This is a genomic window from Alteromonas sp. McT4-15 (assembly GCF_020515205.1).
Lineage (GTDB): Bacteria > Pseudomonadota > Gammaproteobacteria > Enterobacterales > Alteromonadaceae > Alteromonas.
Map to the genome: position 1 here is coordinate 19,458 of NZ_JAJALG010000012.1, position 16,232 is coordinate 35,689.

14 protein-coding genes are annotated in these 16,232 nt (G+C 44.9%); 6 read left to right on the forward strand and 8 right to left on the reverse strand.

What is annotated here, in order from left to right:
• Nucleotides 1–48: 48 nt before the first annotated feature.
• Nucleotides 49–2,076, reverse strand: a complete 2,028-nt coding sequence (locus tag LHL20_RS10680) for a glycoside hydrolase family 3 N-terminal domain-containing protein (RefSeq protein ID WP_226433311.1) — start codon at nucleotides 2,074–2,076, stop codon at nucleotides 49–51.
• A gap of 183 nt (nucleotides 2,077–2,259) precedes the next feature.
• Between LHL20_RS10680 and LHL20_RS10685 the strand changes: the two genes are divergently transcribed.
• On the forward strand, nucleotides 2,260–3,636 hold the full coding sequence (locus LHL20_RS10685) for a Na+/H+ antiporter NhaC family protein (RefSeq protein WP_202263371.1): 1,377 nt from the start codon (nucleotides 2,260–2,262) through the stop codon (nucleotides 3,634–3,636).
• A gap of 62 nt (nucleotides 3,637–3,698) precedes the next feature.
• A complete protein-coding gene (ggt, locus tag LHL20_RS10690; protein WP_226433360.1) occupies nucleotides 3,699–5,429 on the forward strand; it encodes a gamma-glutamyltransferase in 1,731 nt (576 codons plus the stop codon).
• On the opposite strand, the gene LHL20_RS10695 is transcribed toward ggt, so the two are convergent.
• Nucleotides 5,404–5,874, reverse strand: coding sequence for an NYN domain-containing protein (locus LHL20_RS10695; protein WP_226433312.1), 471 nt, complete (start codon nucleotides 5,872–5,874; stop codon nucleotides 5,404–5,406). The genes ggt and LHL20_RS10695 overlap by 26 nt on opposite strands.
• Nucleotides 5,875–5,990: 116 nt before the next feature.
• Here LHL20_RS10695 and LHL20_RS10700 point away from each other — a divergent pair, with 116 nt between their 5' ends.
• Nucleotides 5,991–6,719, forward strand: coding sequence for a PepSY domain-containing protein (locus tag LHL20_RS10700; protein ID WP_226433313.1), 729 nt, complete (start codon nucleotides 5,991–5,993; stop codon nucleotides 6,717–6,719).
• 51 nt (nucleotides 6,720–6,770) lie between these two features.
• Here the strand turns inward: LHL20_RS10700 and LHL20_RS10705 are convergent, their stop codons facing one another.
• The 5 genes from LHL20_RS10705 to LHL20_RS10725 all read right to left on the reverse strand — a co-directional run bounded on the left by LHL20_RS10705 (nucleotide 6,771) and on the right by LHL20_RS10725 (nucleotide 11,746).
• On the reverse strand, nucleotides 6,771–7,187 hold the full coding sequence (locus LHL20_RS10705; protein WP_202263368.1) for a VOC family protein: 417 nt from the start codon (nucleotides 7,185–7,187) through the stop codon (nucleotides 6,771–6,773).
• 11 nt (nucleotides 7,188–7,198) lie between these two features.
• On the reverse strand, nucleotides 7,199–8,605 hold the full coding sequence (locus tag LHL20_RS10710; RefSeq protein ID WP_159627270.1) for an aldehyde dehydrogenase family protein: 1,407 nt from the start codon (nucleotides 8,603–8,605) through the stop codon (nucleotides 7,199–7,201).
• 242 nt (nucleotides 8,606–8,847) lie between these two features.
• On the reverse strand, nucleotides 8,848–10,146 hold the full coding sequence (locus LHL20_RS10715) for an adenylosuccinate synthase (RefSeq protein ID WP_159627271.1): 1,299 nt from the start codon (nucleotides 10,144–10,146) through the stop codon (nucleotides 8,848–8,850).
• A gap of 225 nt (nucleotides 10,147–10,371) precedes the next feature.
• Complete coding sequence (locus LHL20_RS10720; RefSeq protein ID WP_226433314.1) at nucleotides 10,372–10,554, reverse strand: DUF2065 domain-containing protein; 183 nt, start codon at nucleotides 10,552–10,554, stop codon at nucleotides 10,372–10,374.
• A 16-nt stretch (nucleotides 10,555–10,570) separates the two neighbouring features.
• Entirely contained in the window at nucleotides 10,571–11,746 is a 1,176-nt protein-coding gene (locus LHL20_RS10725; RefSeq protein WP_226433315.1) for an aminotransferase class V-fold PLP-dependent enzyme, read from the reverse strand.
• Between the two features lie 256 nt (nucleotides 11,747–12,002).
• Between LHL20_RS10725 and LHL20_RS10730 the strand changes: the two genes are divergently transcribed.
• Nucleotides 12,003–12,422 carry a hypothetical protein gene (locus tag LHL20_RS10730; protein WP_202263364.1) on the forward strand — a complete coding sequence of 140 codons (420 nt, stop codon included), beginning with the start codon at nucleotides 12,003–12,005 and terminating at the stop codon, nucleotides 12,420–12,422.
• A 62-nt stretch (nucleotides 12,423–12,484) separates the two neighbouring features.
• Here LHL20_RS10730 and trxA read toward each other — a convergent pair whose 3' ends face one another.
• On the reverse strand, nucleotides 12,485–13,354 hold the full coding sequence (trxA, locus tag LHL20_RS10735) for a thioredoxin (protein ID WP_202263363.1): 870 nt from the start codon (nucleotides 13,352–13,354) through the stop codon (nucleotides 12,485–12,487).
• 230 nt (nucleotides 13,355–13,584) lie between these two features.
• Between trxA and LHL20_RS10740 the strand changes: the two genes are divergently transcribed.
• Complete coding sequence (locus LHL20_RS10740; RefSeq protein ID WP_202263362.1) at nucleotides 13,585–13,914, forward strand: DUF962 domain-containing protein; 330 nt, start codon at nucleotides 13,585–13,587, stop codon at nucleotides 13,912–13,914.
• Nucleotides 13,915–14,057: 143 nt separating this feature from the next.
• On the forward strand, nucleotides 14,058–16,169 hold the full coding sequence (locus LHL20_RS10745; protein WP_226433317.1) for a S9 family peptidase: 2,112 nt from the start codon (nucleotides 14,058–14,060) through the stop codon (nucleotides 16,167–16,169).
• Nucleotides 16,170–16,232: the final 63 nt, after the last annotated feature.

Genomic DNA, 16,232 nt, shown 5'->3' on the forward strand with positions numbered 1-16,232 from the left:
TAAGTGTATGTACGTTTTTGAAACTATGCTGCTTTTGTTACCTGAAGGTTATTGTGCCGACAGGGTTACTGGTGTACGTCCTTGTGCTTGTATTTTCCCCATCAGAACGCGAACTAAGGCATCGAATACTTCACTTGTGACACTTTGTCCTTTGAAGTTTCCCTGCGAAGATGCGTCTTGTACATTAATTACGTAGCTATAGGTTGCAATCGCAATATCAGTATATGGCCGCACCTGCTCAGCAATATAGGGCATGCGTAGTGGCACAAAAACCACTTTTTTATCCGTACTTTTTGCGTGCTGCATTATTTCTTGCGCAAAATTGTGTACCTGAGATTGCTTGGCTCGCTGCTTGACAGTGTGCGTGCTATCTAACCCACCCAACTCATAATTTGCGTGAAGTGGTGTAATATCCCCCACAATAATGACGTCAGTGTCGTTTACTAATCGCTTGATCATTGATGCGGTGGGTAACTGAACTAAAGGTATGCACGCAAACTGAATTTCAGAAAGCGCTTTCCCGACCTCACCAAAATGCTGGAAAAGTGCATTTTCAAAGGCGATACAGCGAGCAGTATCAGGCATAAGGGCAAGTAACTTTTCACTGTTTAGGGGTAGTTTTTTGTGGCCGTATAGAACCGTAACTGATGCCTCAGAAAGCGCTTTCTTTATCTGTTCACCCTTGCGAGTTAATGCACTTACATTGCGTTTATCCAGATTCTCTTGAACTTCATTTAACCACCAAGACATCGGCTTTAGTACGAACTGTTGTAGTTCGAAGCGCTGCTTTGTTTTAGCAATGCGATTAAGCGAAGCGTTAAGCGTATTTCTGCTTTCTTTATTAGAGAGTAACGCTTTAGTGACGTTATCAATTAACTGGCTAAACTGACGGATGTCGTTTTGATTTCGAATTGTGTAGGGCATTAACGCAATATCTGCCCCTGCATTAAACGCGTTGATCATTGCTTCCTCGGGCGTGAAGAATTGCGAAATACCCGCCATATCAAGCGCATCAGTCACGATTAACCCGTTATAACCAAGCTGCGTACGCAATAGCTGCTTGAGGATTTTTTCAGATAGCGTTGCTGGCACTATTTGCTGGTTACCGTGTTTATCAACAAGCGTTGAACTATCTAGGGATGGATATTGAATATGCGCACTCATCACCATCGCGGGTACCGCATTGCTATTAATGATGTTAGCAAACGGAGCGACATCGCCTGACATGGCTTTCGCTTTGTCATGCATTACTCTAGGTAGCCCGCTGTGACTGTCTACATGAGTATCACCGTGCCCCGGAAAGTGTTTAATAGCGCTCAGTACACCGGTTTGTTGCATAGCACCTACAAATGCTTGGCCAAGTGCAGCAACGTGTTGCGGGTTTTCAGAGAAGCTACGCACGTTAATAACGGGGTTTTTCGGTTCACTGTTAACATCTACCGATGGCGCAAAATTAGTATTGATCCCCAACGGCAACAACGCATTGCCAATATGTTGTGCGACATTCTCGGCAAACGCAGTACCGTGTTTTTGAAACGTCGCACCAATTGCCATATTGCCTGCAAATGGTGGTAACACCGAAGGTGGTAAACGCGCCACTCGTCCTCCCTCTTGATCTACCGCGATAAACAGCGGAGGACGCCCTTTTTGAAGCATGTGCTTTTGCATTGAGTAATTCAGTGACACTAGTTGTTTAGCGTCTACGATGTTCTCAGCGAATAGGATAATGCCACCGATATTGTGTTTGCTTAATACGTCGAGTAACTCAGGAGGCATTTCAGTTAGTGGGGTGCGACACCGCGTTGATGGCGTATTGTCTTGGCAGAAATAGCGAAAATCGAGAATAATTTTCTGCCCTATCCTGTCTTTTACAGTACGAAGCTCACTATCTGAAAGCTTGGTGTTCTCTATCTTACTTTGGGGTATCGCGTTCTGGGCTACCGCGTTTGGGGACTCTGGGCTCTTGAACACTGAATTTTGGGCAAGCGCATTACTGCTAAATATGCATAGTAATGTTGCGCTGAAATAGCACAAACAGTGCGTGATTAATGATGAAAAACGTAAAGAGAATTGCAATGTTGATCTTATCCTTGGTAACACGGCACACAATACGGTACGCTACCATAAATCAATACGTTCCGGCACAACGAACTGCTCGGATAACCCTAAAATGCGCTGGCTTTCTGATACCAAAAATTTAATTAGCGCGTTTAGCCATGCCCGTTTAACAACACACTGATAACAAGATTGGAAAGAAGTATGGATTGGATGTCAGTCATCCCCCCACTAGTGGCAATTGCCGTTGTTTTTTGGAAAAAAGAAGTCATCTTGGCCTTGGCACTTGCCGTGCTTTGCGCTGAAACGCTCATTTTGGTGAATGGTGATATTGCTGGTAGCTATATGGCACCTATCAATGCGATTGAGCGCGTTGTAGATACTGCCTCAAGCCCAGGAAACACCAGAGTGTTAATTTTCTCTGTATTGGTAGGGGCACTACTGGCCTTCATTCGAGATTCTGGCGGTGTAACCGCTACGGTCAACTATTTAGTGAATAAAGGGGTTGCTAAAAGTCGTAAACAAGTTGGCGGTTTAACCATGTTTACCGGCATCGCCGTTTTTATCGAGTCAAATTTAAGCGTGCTTACAGCAGGTATATTTGCGCGGGGTTTATTCGACCGTTTTGGTATGAGTCGGGCGCGATTGGCCTATATCATAGATTCAACGAGCGCCCCTGTGTGTATATTGATCCTGCTAAATGGCTGGGGTGCCTTTATATTGAGTTTACTTGATGCCTATGAGCTTCCGGCATCGTCTGCCTCCATTCTATGGGGTAGTGTAGCGTTTAACTTCTATGCCATCTTCACACTGCTCATTGTGGCTTACACCATTTCAGTAGATAAAGTACATGGACCCATGCGTGAGGAAGAGCACGCCATGACTCGCACTGAAGTAACACAAAGTGCTGAGCCGGCCACCAAAGCTCGCTTTATGTTAGTGCCCCTTCTAGTGATGGTGCTGAGTATGGTGGGCTTTATGTTTTTTACTGGTAACGGGGTGTTGTCAGAAGGCAGCGGCAGTAAATCAGTACTTTACGCCACTGCGTTAGCAACGGCAGTTGCCTATGCTTTACTGCTTCTACATAAGCGGTTTACGCATCAAGAAGCCGTTGAAATAGGTTTTAAGGGAATGGGTGAACTGCTTCCACTGGTCACTATAGTATTACTGTCGCTAACACTAGGTAACAGTTTAAAAGTGTTAGGTACGGGCGTGTTTGTAGCGGGAATTGTGGGTGAATACCTTCCGCTAGTGCTTATTGTCCCTATGCTGTTTATTGCTGGCGCAATTATGAGTTTCACAACGGGAACGTCATGGGGCACGTTTGCAATATTGATCCCAATTGGTGTTCCACTTATTCAAAGTTTGGGGCTCCCCCCTTCGTTGGTAATTGGCGCGATTTTAGGTGGGGGCATATTTGGCGATCACTGCTCGCCGATTTCCGATACCACAGCGGTATCCTCGCTTGCGGCCGGATGCGACGTGCTAACGCACGTTAAAACTCAATTCCCCTATGCACTGTTTGCTGGTGCACTAACACTTGTCGCCTATTTTATTGCTAGCGTATTAATGATTGGGTAGCAGGTTACCCGCTCAATTTACCAGCTCAATGTCGTTAAAGGAGGTCAGTCATTGTGAAACGGATTAACAGAAATCTAAGGCCACTTTTTGCCTTTTTAGTATTAAGTACCCTTATTGCATGTTCACATTCGCCGCAGGAAAAAAGTACTGAAGCCAAAGCGTCAACAGTATCAACGAGTGCTAGTCAACATGCTGTTGCTATGCCTGACAGTTACAGTGCCGATGCTGCAATGCAAGTTCTGCAAGGAGGGGGGAACGCTATAGATGCTGCAATTACCGCGCAGTTTGTTTTAGCGGTAACCCTACCTGAAGCGGGTAATGTGGGTGGTGGCGGCTTTATGACCATCAAGTTTGAAGACACTACTGACTTTCTAGACTATCGCGAGATGGCGCCAGAACGCGCGCATCGGGATATGTATTTAGACAATGAAGGTAACGTTAAGACCTACGAGTTGTTATTTGGTGCAAAAGCATCAGGTATTCCAGGCACCGTAGCAGGCATGTGGGCGGCGCATAAGAAGTACGGTACATTGCCTTGGGAGCGGCTTCTAGCACCTGCAGTGGCACTAGCCGAGGACGGCTTTATTGTTCACGAGAAGCTGGCCAATAATATTGAGCGATACATTGCACGCACCACAGAAAAAGGCTTGGTAAGTAACTTCAACGACTACTTTGCGAAAGCTACTGCCAACTCACTGTTTAAGCAGCCCGAACTTGCCAACACCTTAAAAGCCATTCAAACAAAAGGTAAAGATGGATTTTATAAAGGAGAAGTTGCCAAACACATTGTTGACTTTATGCAGCAAAATGGTGGTCTTATCACTTATGATGACTTACTTGCCTATAAGGCAGTATGGCGCAAACCACTTCATCTAAATTGGCAGGGATATGAACTTGTTACTGCTCCACCTCCTAGCTCAGGCGGTGTCGCTGTTGCTCAATGGATAGGTATGCTTGAGGCATTTAGCCAAACTCATGAATTACCCGCGCAAAACAGCGCCGAGTACATTCATATCATGTCTGAAATTGGCAAACGTGTATTTGCCGATAGAGCCGAATATATGGGAGACCCTGATTTTATTGAGGTTCCGGTGAATGCATTAACTCAACCTGACTACATCGCACGAAGAGCGTTGGACATTCAACCAACGAGCATTTCCTCTACGGAAAATATCAAACCGGGATTAAAAGAAAGCGAAGATACCACTCACTTTTCCATTATGGATAAATGGGGTAATGCAGTGGCGAATACCACCACCATCAATCTTACTTTTGGTAGCGGCGTTGTTGTAGAAGGTGCGGGCTTTTTGCTAAATGATGAAATGGACGATTTTAGTGCCAAGCCGGGCGTACCCAATTTCTTCGGTGCGGTAGGAGGAGATGCGAATGCCATTGAACCATACAAGCGTATGCTATCGTCTATGACGCCCACTTTAGTGACAAAAAATGATGACGTTGTATTGGTAACCGGTTCCCCTGGTGGCACTACCATTATATCGTCGGTGACACAGTCGTTGTTAAATGCATTGCTATACGATATGCACGCAGAAGCGGCCGTGAACGCGCCGCGTTTTCACCACCAGCTCTTACCAAAAGATACTATTCGCATGCACAAGGGGTTTGATGAGCACACTCAACAAGCTTTAACCGAGCTTGGCTATACCCTTGATGAGCGGCGTTTTGGTGATGTACATCTGATAAAGCGCACGCCAAGTGGTATTGAAGCCGCTTCAGAAAAAAGCGGCAGAGGTAAAAGTATCGTGATGCCTACAACAATAGCGACTCTTCAATAGGCATAAATTGCGACGCCGCTTTTTGTAAACTTTCAGCGGTTAGTGTGGGAACGCCATAAACACTAACCGTTTTTCCTTTCTTTTTGAGAGTGTTCACTAGAATATCAAAATCGCCGTCACCTGATACCAAGATGACCTCGTCAACATCAGTCGCATGTTCAAGTGCATCTACTGTTATACCAACGTCCCAATCGCCTTTTGCAGAACCATCACTTCGCTGAATGAAAGGCTTGAGCTTTACGTGAAAACCGATAGCACGCAGAATATTCTGAAACTCTTTTTGCTTGTTATCCCCCCTATCAATGGCATAAGCGAAAGCGAGTTCAATATCAGCTTCATTACTTACTGCTTGCCAGAAATGGTTGTAGTTGAAATTGCGCTTGTATGCTTGGCGACAGGTGTAATACACATTTTGGACATCAACTAATATTAAGACCTTCTTCACGTGAAGCACGCTCCTGTGATTAACGGGTGTTGCATAATGCCTTTTAAATTTGCGTATTACGAGTCATTCTGCTTGTATAAAGTGTGATAAATAAAAATAAAAATAAGACAATTACAATGAACAAATTTATGCGTGCGCTTCACAATTACCTAGGGCTTATCTTGTGTATACAAATCGCTTTATGGTTTTTAAGTGGCTTGGTAATGGCCTATCTTCCTATAGAAGAAGTAAGAGGAAACCACCTGCGCAGTAAAGTGACTACCCGATGGCATAGCGCTTTAGCCAGCCCATCTAGCATACTTAGCACCCACAATAACAGTGCAGTATTATCACTTACCCACAGGCTAGAAATCCAAGACGGAGCGCTTGTCAGTACGCCGGTTTATCAGGTCAAGGATAAAGACAAGGTTTACCGGTACAATGCGCTAGATGGCAGACAATTGACGTCGATGAGTGAAGACACAATCAAGATGCTCGCACTTGCTCAATATCGCGGGAAAGGCAATATTCAATCGAGTGAATTAATAACCACACTTCCGCAAGAAGTGCAGAACCTTACAGCACCGCTGTGGCAGATGGTATTTGATGACGAGTTTGACACTCACTTCTACCTTGACCCAAACACGGGGGCCGTGTTGAGAGTGCGCACTGATACATGGCGCCTGTTCGATTTTATGTGGATGCTTCACATTATGGATTATAAAGATCGCAGTAACTTTAATAGCCCGCTGCTTATAGGGTTTTCTGCTAGTGCCCTGCTTTTCACCTTAACAGGCATTGTGCTGTTGTATCATCGTTTCAAACCACGCAGACGACGCAGTATATTTAAGCGAGGCGCGTATTAGTAAGATTGCGTTGAGGGAAGGAAAAGCGTCCTTCCCTGATGGCAGGTAACGCTAACTAGCAAAAAGCTGCTTAATATCGGCAAAAGCTTTAAATTCTAGGGCATTACCAAAAGGGTCTTTGAAAAACATGGTCGCTTGCTCGCCGGGTTGCCCCTTAAACCGGATATAAGGCGCAATAACAAACTCTATGTTCGACGCTTCTAACTTTTCAGCTAAATGTTGCCAGTCGTCCATTGTAAGAACAACACCAAAGTGAGGAACGGGCACCGCATGATTGTCCACACCATTGTGCGACGGCGGCGAAGGCATCTGCTCTACACAGTGTGTTACCAACTGATGGCCAAAAAAGTTCCAGTCTATCCATTGCGAGTCACTACGCCCTTTTTCACACCCCAATAACTCACCATAAAACGCATTAGCGTCATCTAAGTTTGTGACGGGTATTGCAAGATGAAATGGCTGAGGCATAACAACTCCTGTTACAAAAACTTCTTAAGTAATGATAATTTTAACTTTGAAAATGGTGCGTACCTAAAGGGTACATCAAGGGCAAACGATCGTTTCATTACGGTCTTCAAGTGACTGAACGTATCAAAACCGTGACGCCCGTGGTAGCTGCCCATGCCACTGTTACCTACCCCACCAAAAGGAAGTTCAGGGTTAGTCATAAACATCATGGTGTCATTGGTACACACACTACCTGAACTGGTATGGCTTATAATATGGTCGAGCACCTCATCGTTATCACTAAAAGCGTATAGTGCAAGAGGCTTTGGACGGTCATTAACAAAGGCAATGCCCTCATCAATACTGTTTACAGTGATGATTGGGAGGATAGGACCAAAAATCTCCTCTTTCATCACAGGGCTGTCTAGCGAGGGCTCAAGTACTAAAGTTGGTGCCATAGCAGGACGTGACTCGTCCGTATCGCCACCGTAGACAACATTAACGCTATCAAGGTAGCTTTCTAACCGCTTAAAATGACGATGATTGATAATATTGCCGTAATCGCGAGACGCTAATGCCTCTTTGCCATACTGCTTTTTCAATTCTTTCTTAATGGCATCGATAAGCTTTTGTTCAAAACCTTTTTCTACAATGACATAGTCAGGCGCAATACAAGTTTGCCCTGCATTCATCCACTTACCCCAAACTAGACGTCTTGCGGTAACCGTTAAGTTGGTATTCTTGTCAACAAAGCATGGGCTTTTACCACCTAGCTCTAGTGTCACGGGTGTAAGATGACGCGCCGCCGCACTCATCACTATTTTGCCTACGGCTTCACCGCCTGTATAAAAGATATGATCCCATTTACATGCTAGCAGCGCTGTCGACTCGTCCTTACCCCCTTCAATGACTTCCACGCATGAGGCATCCATGTATTGCGGAATTAACTTGGCGACAAGTGCAGATGTTTCTACCGCTAATTCCGACGGCTTAAGCACTGCACAGTTTCCCGCTGCAAGTGCGGCAATATAGGGCGCGAGTAAAAGCTGTAACGGGTAGTTCCATGCGCCAATAATCAAGACAGTGCCAAGGGGCTCTGGTTGCTGAAAGCTTTTACCTGGCCACGCCACCATGGGTGTAGACACTTTACGAGGCTTTACCCATTTATCTAGGTGCTTTAAAGTATGATCGATATCAGATAACAGAAAGCCCTGCTCGGCGACCATCGCTTCGGTTTCGCATTTGCCTAAGTCTTTTTTCAGCGCCTGCAAAATATCATGCTGGTTTTCTTCCAGCATACGCTTTAGGGCCTTGAGCTGAGTTTTGCGCCAATCCAACGATTGTGTTTTGCCAGTAATATAGCTGTTATTCAGCTTTTGCACGGTATCAACAAAACACACACCCGATTCAACTGCATGAAGAGAAGGTCTATTTGGCATAAGAAGGCTCCAATGGCTTAAGCAAGCACGAAACAATTTACTTGGTATCTTATATTAATAGGGATGTTGGCCTTCAACGCAACTAAATTGTTAATTAATGTTTAAGCGCTGTGTAGTTTTGGCCGTAGGTTTCGGTGTAAGACATTGATTTTCTGTAGGGCAAGATCAATAAAGCCCAGCATATGCTGGGCTTTATAAATAATAAAAACAAACCTATTTCGGTTTGCGCGCTTCGACGCCTCTTAGGCGTCGTAAGGATGACGCAATACGATGGTTTCGTTTCTGTCTGGACCTGTTGATACGATATCAATAGGAACACCAGTAAGCTCTTCTAAACGCTTAATGTAGTTCTTAGCAGCTTGTGGAAGCCCTTCAAACTCAGTCACACCAAAGGTGTTGTCTGACCAACCTGGCATTTCTTCATATACTGGCGTTACTTTTTCGTAACCGTCAGCGGCCATTGGAGGTACATCTTTTACGTTACCTTCAGCGTCTTTGTAACCAACACAAATCTGTAGGCTTTCTAGGCCATCAAGTACGTCTAGCTTGGTCAAGCAGAAACCTGTGATTGAGTTGATTTGTACCGCTCGCTTCATTGCTACCGCATCAAACCAGCCGGTACGACGCTTACGACCAGTAGTCGCGCCGAACTCATGACCTTTAACACCTAGGTGTTGACCCACTTCACATTCAAGTTCAGTTGGGAAAGGGCCAGAACCTACACGTGTGGTGTATGCTTTCACAATACCAAGTACATAGTCTAGTTTAAGTGGGCCAAAACCAGCACCTGTTGCTACACCACCCACAGTAGTGTTAGACGACGTAACATAAGGGTATGTACCGTGGTCGATGTCTAAAAGCGTACCTTGTGCACCTTCAAACATAATCGGCAAGCCAGCATTGTGTGCTTTATCTAGCTCGTCAGTTACATCAACAACCATTGCTTTAAGAATGTCAGCAACGTCCATTGCACACTTTAAGGTTTCGTCAAAGTCTACCGCTTCAGCACCATAGTATTGGGTAAGCGTAAAGTTATGTACGTCTAGTACTTCTTTTAGCTTAGCCGCAAAATCTTCTGCGTTGAATAGGTCTCCGACACGCAGGCCACGACGGGCTACTTTGTCTTCGTAAGCCGGACCAATTCCGCGGCCTGTTGTACCAATTGCTTTCGCGCCACGTGCTTTTTCGCGCGCCACGTCTAATGCAATGTGATAAGGAAGAATTAACGGACACGCTTCACTGATTTTCAATCGCTCGCGCACAGGAACGCCACGCTCTTCAAGCATGGTAATTTCTTTCATAAGCGCGTCAGGGCTAAGCACAACACCATTACCGATAATACAGGTAACGTTATCGCGAAGGATGCCTGATGGGATTAAGTGAAGAACGGTTTTTTCACCGTCAATGACTAGAGTGTGACCTGCATTGTGCCCGCCTTGGTAGCGAACAACATATTTTGCGCGATCTGTGAGTAGGTCTACGACCTTGCCTTTACCCTCGTCACCCCATTGAGTGCCGAGTACCACAACGTTCTTTGCCATGAATCATATGTGTAAGAAAATTAGGCGGGGATTCTACAAAATTCTTGCGCAAGGATCACCCCCTTTTCGAACAAAAATACAACGAAATCGCTATTATTTTTGCGCGCTGCATACAGGCCAACGAGCAATGTCGAGTCCTGTATTTTTTATGCGCGCTGTAAGGCATTAATTTTCATAGCATTACCAATCAAAGCCATGAAAAAAGCTGAACACTTGGTCTATTTACTAGGTAAAGTACAAAAGTAACATTGCACCGATGATGACAAGCGTGCCGCCTATCTGTCTTAGCTGATTACTCGATTGCTGACTAATCTGCAGTAGATAATTTCGCCACTTGTTAGGGAACAGCAATGGCCCAATACCTTCAATTATGAGTACCAGTGCAAACGCTGGTAATAGCCACTCCATACTTCATCCTTTTTGACTATAGTGCGCTTAACGCGTTTAAGTTAATGTAATCAGGGGTGTGGTAAAGACCAAGGCCGAAGCGCAAGCGATTACCTCGGGAGTCGGTTAAGATCCCCTTTTCTTTTAAGGCCGCTGAAAGCGCTTGAGTAACCTTGGCATCGGCTAATTCAAACGTAAGAAAGTGGCCACGACAATGTGCATCTTTAACCACCAAGTTAGCCTCGTTCAATACGCCGTGCCCCTGCCGTTTAAGCTCATTGAGAAAATGCTGTTGCATTTGCATCACATAGTCATTGATGGTCGCAACGCTTAAGTTGTTTTCTTCAAACAGGCGCAATACTGCCCGCAGGCGATAAAGCGCTGTGAAATCCATCGTTGCACCAGCAAAGCGCATTCCATCTTGGCTGTATTGCACTGCGTCTTTACCCGCTATTTGACGCGGCTTGTCAAGATCACCAAATTCGGCAAACCATCCCGTATAGGCGGGACGAAGCTTACAACCTGTGGGGACGTGAGCAAAACACGCTCCCTCGCCTGCTTGCGCATATTTGTAGCTACCCGCTAAATAAAATGCGCGATGAGCGATATCACTAAGATCAGTTGGTTTTGCCATAAAGCCGTGATACCCGTCGATGACAACGATGGTATCGTCATTGGCTACGCTGTTTACAACATCATTTAGGTCATTGACGACATAGCCTGAGTTGAAAAACACGTGGCTGAAAAACACAAGGTCGGGATTATGTTGCGCTATTGCCGCTTTAAAGCGTGATGAAAAGGTATCAAATGGCTGAGTCTCTACTGAAATTAGCTCTATTGCGCCTTGCTCTTCTAAACGGCTTGCTTGGCGCTGAAAACTGTGAAATTCGCTATCGGTAGAAACGACTTTTATCGGCTTAGCGGTATCGAAACAACTCATAATGCGATAAAGCAATTCATGTGTGTTTGGTGCAAACACCACCTGCCCGGGCGCGTTGGTATTTAAAATAGTACTGATGCGCTGTTGCAGTTCCGGTACTAACGTTTCAAAAAAATAGCCCCATTTATGATCGACATATTTAGCACTATCGTCCCAGTACTCAAGCATGGCATCGCGCGTACAATCAGGCCAAAAATAATGGCTGTGGCAAGCGTAATGCTGCTTTGTTGTGTTGGCTGAGAGAAACCCCGTATAAAACTGCTGATAAGACATGGACAGCTACCGTGAAAAGAAAAACCGCATAAACCCTATCAAATTTGCGTCGCTCTCGCATAGTGTTAGGCAGCGAAGCGCGTGAGTTTGTCAACGCAAAGTGTAAATTGAACTGACCGCTTTAATGTACAAACACCCCAAAAGGTTTAATTTCTTATACCTATTACTACTGCAAACAACTCAAAGTCTGCTATACAATTACTTAAGGCGTATTAATATGGATACGCAAAGGTCTTTTGGCTTTATAAGGTTAACTATGCGCTTTCCTAAATACGGGAACTATTCTCTTGATATATCAGGCAATATGCTTGAAGTTTTTGCGACCGGCGCATGGAACTTACGCACGACAGAGCTATTTGTTGAAGAGATGCACGACATCGTTTCTAAATTCGACAACCAGCCGTGGGCTGCAATAATGGACGGCAGACGCTGGGTATTGGCCACGCCTGAATGCCAGACATGTCTGGCGGATGCTATTAAAGTTAATATTACGCGAGGCTTGTGCCGCTCAGCCTATGTGCTGGATGCGGGTATGGTAAAACGCGCCCAATTAGAACGAACCCACCCTGCAAAACAACGAGATTTTGAAGTGGTCGGTTATGAACGAGAGTATTTTGATAAGTACTTTCAGGCGCTCAATTGGTTACACAAAGAAGGCTACTCCCCCATAGAGTGAAACCATTAAAGCGTGGGAATAATTAAAAATGGCCTGCGATGCAGGCCATCTTGTATCTTGAATTAGTAAAGCAGACTGTATACTTTTCGGCGGTATTCCGACTTTAGTGGATCGCCATCGGGCAATGCGTTCATCATGTCCATCATCAGCTTTCGCGCATCGCCAAAACCCAACTCCTTCTTTAATACGCTATACAAAAGTGCTAAGGCGTCTTGGGCCTTGTTGGCTTGTTGTAACTGTACAGCTAAATCAATTTTTAACTGAAGGTCATCTGGGTTAGCCTCAACGGCTGCCATTAATTGTCTAATTTCTGGCGTATCAGCCGCTTGCTCAGCCAGCTCAATTTTACCTGCTAGCGATTTATATCGAGAGTCTTGGTCTACAAGCTTAATTTCTTCAAGCAGTGTCTTAGCCACATCGATTGAACCTGTTTCTATATAACAATCGATAAGCATGTACTTGGCGTTCACGTTATCAGGGTTAAGTGAAAGCGCTTCTTTTGCTGCAGGTAAGGCTTGCGCATAATCACCAGCTTGAATCGCTTTTCCTGCCGTTGCCAGTAAGTCGTCTTCTGGATTTGGTAGGTATTTCGCAAGCATTTCTCGAATTTGTTGTTCAGGCTGTACACCGGCAAATCCGTCTACAGGTTGACCATTTTGCACTACCATTACTGTGGGCAAACTGCGAATACCAAATTGTGCAGCGACTTCTTGCTGCGCTTCACAGTCTACCTTGGCCAAAATCAAATGCTGACTGTACTCGCCAGCCAGCTTTTCTAGTATTGGCATAAGGTCTTTACACGGCTCACACCAGTCAGCCCAAAAGTCGATAAGTACCAACTTCTCTTGTGATGCTTCAACAATAATTTGCTGAAAGTTTTCTACGGTAATATCAACAATGGTTGCCTGATGATTTGCAACGAAATTTTCCATAACACATGCCTTTATATAATGCTCTTCTGGAGTGAAATATGGGGTATCAGTCTATAAAACTCAAGAGCGAGCCAAGATATCCTCACTTTGTCAGCTTCGCGACATTCTGTATAGGCCAATAATGTTAATTTGCTGTTAACAGAAGCTATGTAATATATTTATAGATAAGAAAATAACCTGTTTGAACAGAATTCCTTATTAACCGAAACCTCGCAACTACAAGGTGAACTATGAGTGTTAACAGCGAATCATCGACGCAATTTACGTCTTTCAGCGAGTTTTATCCGTTTTATCTCAAGGAGCACAGCGATGCCACATGCAGAACACTGCACTTTATAGGCTCGTGGCTAGTACTTGGAGTAGTAGCGCTATCTGTTTACACATCAAACTACACACTGCTTTGGCTAGTGCCAGTTGTTGGTTATGGATTTGCTTGGGTAGGGCATTTTTTCTTTGAAAAAAACAAGCCTGCCACCTTTAAATACCCACTTTATAGCTTCATTGGCGATTGGGTCATGTTTAAAGATATTCTGTTGGGCAGAATTAGCCTAAAAGGCTAACGCGTCTTCATACAACATAGTCTGCAACCTATCATGTATAGCTGCTGCTTCGGCGCACAATCTTTACACAAATAAAAAGAACGCGATAAGGTTAGAGAATAACTATCGCGCTCGTACGTGTGTAAAAGAATAAGGAATGCAATATGTTGACGTCTCGACACGTTTCCCGATGGAGGCTGGTTAAATCCTCTATCGCCCTTTCACTTTTGTTATCTACTTCTTCAACAGTAAATGCCTTGCAAGACGCTGACAACACGTCTTCTCCGTCAACCTCTGTTAACCCTTTACAATACGAAGACACCTTTAATTTAGAGTTTGTTGCCAATCCACAATTCATCAGCGATGACACGGTTATATATAGTCGACAAAGTATGGATATTATGACGGATGGCCGACAAAGTCGTCTGTGGCAAGTTAACATAAAGTCGGGAGAGCACCGCCCGTTTATTGCTGACGACGTCAGTTTGTCGCAAGCAACATTGTCACCCAATGGTAATTACATTGCCTACACCAAGTCAGTGAAAGGGAAAGCACAACTACACCTATATTATTTAGATACCAAACAGTCTGTCCGCCTGACCAATCTCACCGAAACACCACGGCAAATCACATGGTCAAACGATAGTAAAACACTTGCCTTTACCTTGTTTGATGAAGCACCACAAAAGCCAATTTTCACCGGTATGCCATCAAAGCCGAAGGGGGCCAATTGGGCAGAGACTGCGACCTATATTGATGCAACTCAATATCGCGGTGATGGCAGGGGCTATCTTCGCGAAGGGTATGATCAAATTTTTGTGCTCCCCATCGAAGGTGGTACACCGCGTAAATTAACATCGGGCAATTTCCCTAGTGGCGGCACGCTATCTTTTTCTAATGATAATGAGTGGGTTTATTTTGCCACGCCACACCGTGAAGATTACGCGCTGCATCCGCTTGTTAGTGACATATATAAAGTGAATATTGAAACGCTGGCTATTGAACAAGTCACCGCTATTGAGGGTCCAGAAGGTCGACCGTCTATAAGCCCTGATGGTAAGTATCTCGCTTTTACGCAATTAAACGACAGGAAGCTGTCTTATCAAAATAGTGATTTGGTGGTGATGGAATTAGCAAGTGGTGAGGTAACGCGCTTAACCACGTCGCTGGACCGTTCGTTAGGTCAATTTGTATGGCGACAAAATAGCCGAGGCTTAATATTTTCTTACCTAGATAACGGCGAAACTAAATTGGCTGTGGTTAATCTAAACGGTGACGTTAAGCCCCTTGATATTGCTATTGGAGGGCAAGCATTTGGACGCCCATATACCTCTGGCGATTTCGCAATAAGTAAAAAAGGTGACATTGTTTACACCACGGCTTCGCGCACGATGCCGGGTGATTTAGCCTTATATCGCAAAGGTAAGCAGGATAGCGTTCTTACCCATCTTAATGATGACGCACTAGGCCATAAGACGCTGGCAAAGGTTGAAGATCTTACGGTTATCTCTTCTTATGATGAGCGCGAAATTGATGCGTGGGTCGCTTATCCTCCCGGATTTGATGCCACTAAGACTTACCCACTCATTTTGGAAATTCACGGCGGGCCACATGCGGCTTATGGGCCTCACTTCGCCATGGAAATTCAATTGATGGCAGCAAAAGGCTACGTAGTGGTGTGGTCAAATCCACGAGGCAGCAGCTCTTATGGAGAAGACTTTGGTAATCTTATTCATCACAACTACCCCTCAAACGACTTCAACGATCTGATGGATGTTGTTGATGCCGTAGTAGCAAAAGGCAATATAGACACCGAAAACTTGTTTATCACAGGGGGTTCTGGTGGCGGTGTCTTAACGGCATGGTCGATTGGCATGACGGACAGGTTTTCCGCAGCTGTGGTGGCAAAACCCGTTATAAATTGGGTTAGCTTTGCACTGACTGCTGACGCATACCCTTATTTCAGTCAATACTGGATGGCCGACAAGCCCTGGAACATCGCAGATAAACTGTGGAAGCGCAGCCCTTTGTCACTCGTTGGGAACGTTACAACCCCTACCATGTTACTAACGGGTGAAGCAGACTACCGCACACCAATTAGTGAGTCAGAGCAGTACTATCAAGCACTGAAACTTCAGGGTGTTGACGCTGCTATGGTTCGAATCCCAGGCGCCTCTCACGGCATTGCCAGTCGCCCGTCACGGCTTATTCAGAAAGTTGGAAATATTTTGGCGTGGTTCGAACGCTATGCGACATCGCCAAAAGAGAATGATTAAGCATTAGTTAAACGAAATAGCCGGGTTAGATAACCCGGCTATTTTTTTGGTTTCTTGTACCCA